The organism is Burkholderia sp. E168m15 (genome assembly GCF_016586105.1).
Classification (GTDB): domain Bacteria; phylum Pseudomonadota; class Gammaproteobacteria; order Burkholderiales; family Burkholderiaceae; genus Burkholderia; species Burkholderia orbicola.
Map to the genome: position 1 here is coordinate 1 of NZ_BCPO01000224.1, position 3,034 is coordinate 3,034.

Sequence of the window (3,034 nt, forward strand, 5' to 3'; positions counted from 1 at the left end):
CCAGCACTATGTCGTGCTCAATCCGTTTGCTGGGGTGACCGTCCGCGGCGGCGCAACGCGCGCGCCGTTCGATACCGGGCGGGCGTTGACTGACCGGGAGTGGCGGGTCGTGCGAACTGCAGCCGACCAGCTCGAGCGGACCGACTGGAGCGCCCCGGCTGCCGAGCGGCTGCGGTTTGTGCTCGACTTCGGTTACGCGACCGGCCTGCGCGTGCAGGAACTGGTGGCCGCAACGCTGGGCGACATCGCGACGGACGCCCGCGGTGCGCTATGGCTGCAGGTAACGGGAAAAGGGGCGAAATCGGGGCGCGTGGCCCTGCCGCCGCTCGCGCGGGACGCGCTTCGGCGCACGCTGAAGGCACGGGGTCTGCCGGTCACACGCCCCCGTTGGCAGCCATCCACCCCGTTGGTCGCCGACCTCAATGTGGTCCATCGTGCAGCACGCCCTGGCGGCACCCACATCAGTGCGGCGCGGTTGCGGCAGGTGTTAGGTGAGTTTTTTCGGGAGACCGCGGAGCGCGTGAACACGCGCCATCCGGCGCTGGCCGGCAAGCTGCGGCGGGCGAGCCCGCACTGGCTGCGCCATACGCACGCCACCCATGCCCTCGACACCGGCGTCGAGCTGGTTGTGGTACGGGACAATCTTCGCCATGCATCGGTGGCCACCACGTCGACCTATCTTCACGGCGAAGAGGCAAAACGCGCGCGCCAGTTTAGTGCCGCCTTCCAGCGTCAGGCACGCCGATCATCTCGTCGAGACGCGTCCGGCGCGACCCGATAACCGCGCAAAACATCCGAATCCGGACGCGGCGTAGCTGGCAGGCACTGCTGAAACTTCAATTGAGGCGCACTTAACCATTATAGGCTTGCGCGTTTGCTCGAGCATCATGCAGTGCGTGGTGCTCTCCGCCGTGGCGCGCATAGTAGGCCGCCCGCCGACCAGCGTCGATCCGCCCCTTAATGTCCTCAAGCGCCCAACCATCGGGCAACGCGCCATCCAATAGGGAGCGCAGCAGGCTTAAATCCGTGTCGAAGTCGTAGCACAGCACCGGCTGGGAGGTAGTCGGGACACCGTCGATCCATGTCCGCACCGCTTGACGAAATTGATCAAACGGCATCGCGCGTCCCTTGTGCCGGCCGAGCTGGGGCAGTACCACGGCTCGAACGAAGTCGCTACAGCGCGCTGCATCATAGTCCGTGCACTCGCCATAGAACTCGGATCCGTTTTCCCCAACGATGGCGAGACTAATGAGTTGAGGCGCCTCAAAATCCGTGAACTCGGTGTCGATGAAGTAGCGGTTGTTCCAGCCACTACGCGAACTGGTTGGCCGGAACACAGGCCCATGAAAATACGTATCCGTCACGTACCTAAGTCTCCCTACTGTCAGGCGGATGCACGAGCCAGCAAGACTACCAGCCTCGCGGCTTCCGTAAGTTCTGCGCCGTTACGCGTCGCTCCTGAACGAATCGGCCCGTCGAATCCATGTCTCTTCTGCTCCTTTTCAGTCCTGCCTCCATGCTGAGACATCTGGCACCGCACCGACGCTCATGAACGGTTCCTCAAACGCGGGCAAGTCAGCGTGGAATCAATCGCCCACCGGTTCCCGAGAGGGCTTGATCGCAGAAAGACGGCTATGCGGCGCGCTTGGAAAGCGGCCGAAGACTTGCGCTCAATCGCCCTTAACACCCCGGTTCCGCAACGATGCGGGAATCGTCAAAGGCCAGTTCACTCACCAACTCTGATCGAGAGCCGAGATGAACTCGTATCGGTGAGCATGGCTTCAACTCGCCACGGCTGGTCGAATACCAAAGCCAAGCCTCACCGCCCTCCTTTGCCTCGCGCTCACGCCATATTCCGGTGACCTGACACAAACGGATCTCCGCCTTCTCAACAGCCCGATCGAGCACATAGACAGAGAAACTCCCCGGCTCCCATTGCGACGCCATCTCAAGCAGTGCCTCCGGGCCGCTGATAAGCAAGCCATCGGGCAGCAGATCGCGTTCGCGCTGCTCACGCGATGCAACCGCAAAAAAATTCAGCGTCTCGTTAGTCCACCCCACGCAGCGCCACGCCTCGTAAGGCCGCATGAGTGCCCGCTTACCAGGATTGCACTCGGCCCAACTCTTATCTGTCACTAACATCCATATTCCTTGAGACAACCACTCGGCCTGCGCGCACCGTCGGCCTACGGCCGCGCCGTAGGTGCCGAACATACTCCCAAAGCACCCATTGCACTGAACGTCGCACCCATGGTCACCGACCCCAGACAGGTGCATCTCACCCTACGCATTCGAAATCAAAAAGCCGCCAATAGTACCAAATGAACACTATAGATTGTAGTTCTTTAGTGTTCGAAATGAGTTCATCTGGTCCTTCAGAGGAGGACTTGCATGCGCTCCGAGGCCAGTTTCGGCAACGCACTTAAGCGACTTCGCAAGATCGCTAACGTTACGCAGGAAGATTTTGGACTGATCTCCAGCCGCACATACATCAGCACGATTGAACGGGAACTGAAGTCGCCCACGCTGGGCAAGATTGAGCAGCTTGCCGAAGTGTTAAACATCCACCCACTCGCACTGCTGACGGTTGCTTACATGGACCGACTCACGCCGATGGATATCGAACGGACCACTGCTTTCGTACGCCAGCAACTCTTGGAATTCATCGAAGACGAGTGAGCATATCGGGCCAGCAAACGGGTGTGAGACGTCAGATCCGACCGTGCCGACCAGTCCGGAAAAGGCCGTCGATTGGCCCTGACGTGCTTTAGGTCGAGATACCGCCCCCAGCGCCGACGAAACGAGCGCCGGATGGACGCCAACGAGCACGGCAACGTGCCCCGTTGTAATTGGCTTCGGCGCAGAAATGGCCTTCCACCACTGCTACCAGCACGAGTCCGTGCCAAGAGCACTCCCGAGGATCGGGCTACGCGCACAACACCTAAATTGCGCGTGCCTAGGCGCACCAAATCACACCGTACTTAGGCCTACCCTGCCTAAACCCTTGCCCAACTCGGCCTGCTTCAATACGTAT

General features: G+C 60.7%; 4 protein-coding genes. 2 read left to right on the forward strand and 2 right to left on the reverse strand.

The window, feature by feature from the left end:
* A partial coding sequence (locus tag JMF86_RS34110) for a tyrosine-type recombinase/integrase (protein WP_201317406.1) occupies window positions 1–781 on the forward strand: 781 nt, incomplete at its 5' end.
* Between the two features lie 70 nt (window positions 782–851).
* Here the strand turns inward: JMF86_RS34110 and JMF86_RS34115 are convergent.
* Together JMF86_RS34115 and JMF86_RS34120 are read right to left on the reverse strand one after the other, a co-directional pair.
* Window positions 852–1,364: a 3'-5' exoribonuclease gene (locus JMF86_RS34115; RefSeq protein ID WP_201317407.1), complete on the reverse strand. Its 513-nt coding sequence runs from the start codon at window positions 1,362–1,364 to the stop codon at window positions 852–854.
* Between the two features lie 316 nt (window positions 1,365–1,680).
* A complete protein-coding gene (locus tag JMF86_RS34120) occupies window positions 1,681–2,142 on the reverse strand; it encodes a hypothetical protein (RefSeq protein ID WP_201317408.1) in 462 nt (153 codons plus the stop codon).
* A 249-nt stretch (window positions 2,143–2,391) separates the two neighbouring features.
* On the opposite strand from JMF86_RS34120, the gene JMF86_RS34125 reads away from it, so the two are divergent.
* Complete coding sequence (locus tag JMF86_RS34125; protein WP_054928470.1) at window positions 2,392–2,679, forward strand: helix-turn-helix domain-containing protein; 288 nt, start codon at window positions 2,392–2,394, stop codon at window positions 2,677–2,679.
* The last annotated feature ends 355 nt before the right edge of the window (window positions 2,680–3,034 follow it).

Bases quoted from the DNA above. Each gene is read 5' to 3' on its own strand.
- JMF86_RS34120 (WP_201317408.1), bottom strand. From the start codon at position 2,142: ATGTTAGTGACAGATAAGAGTTGGGCCGAGTGCAATCCTGGTAAGCGG.
- JMF86_RS34125 (WP_054928470.1), top strand. From the start codon at position 2,392: ATGCGCTCCGAGGCCAGTTTCGGCAACGCACTTAAGCGACTTCGCAAG.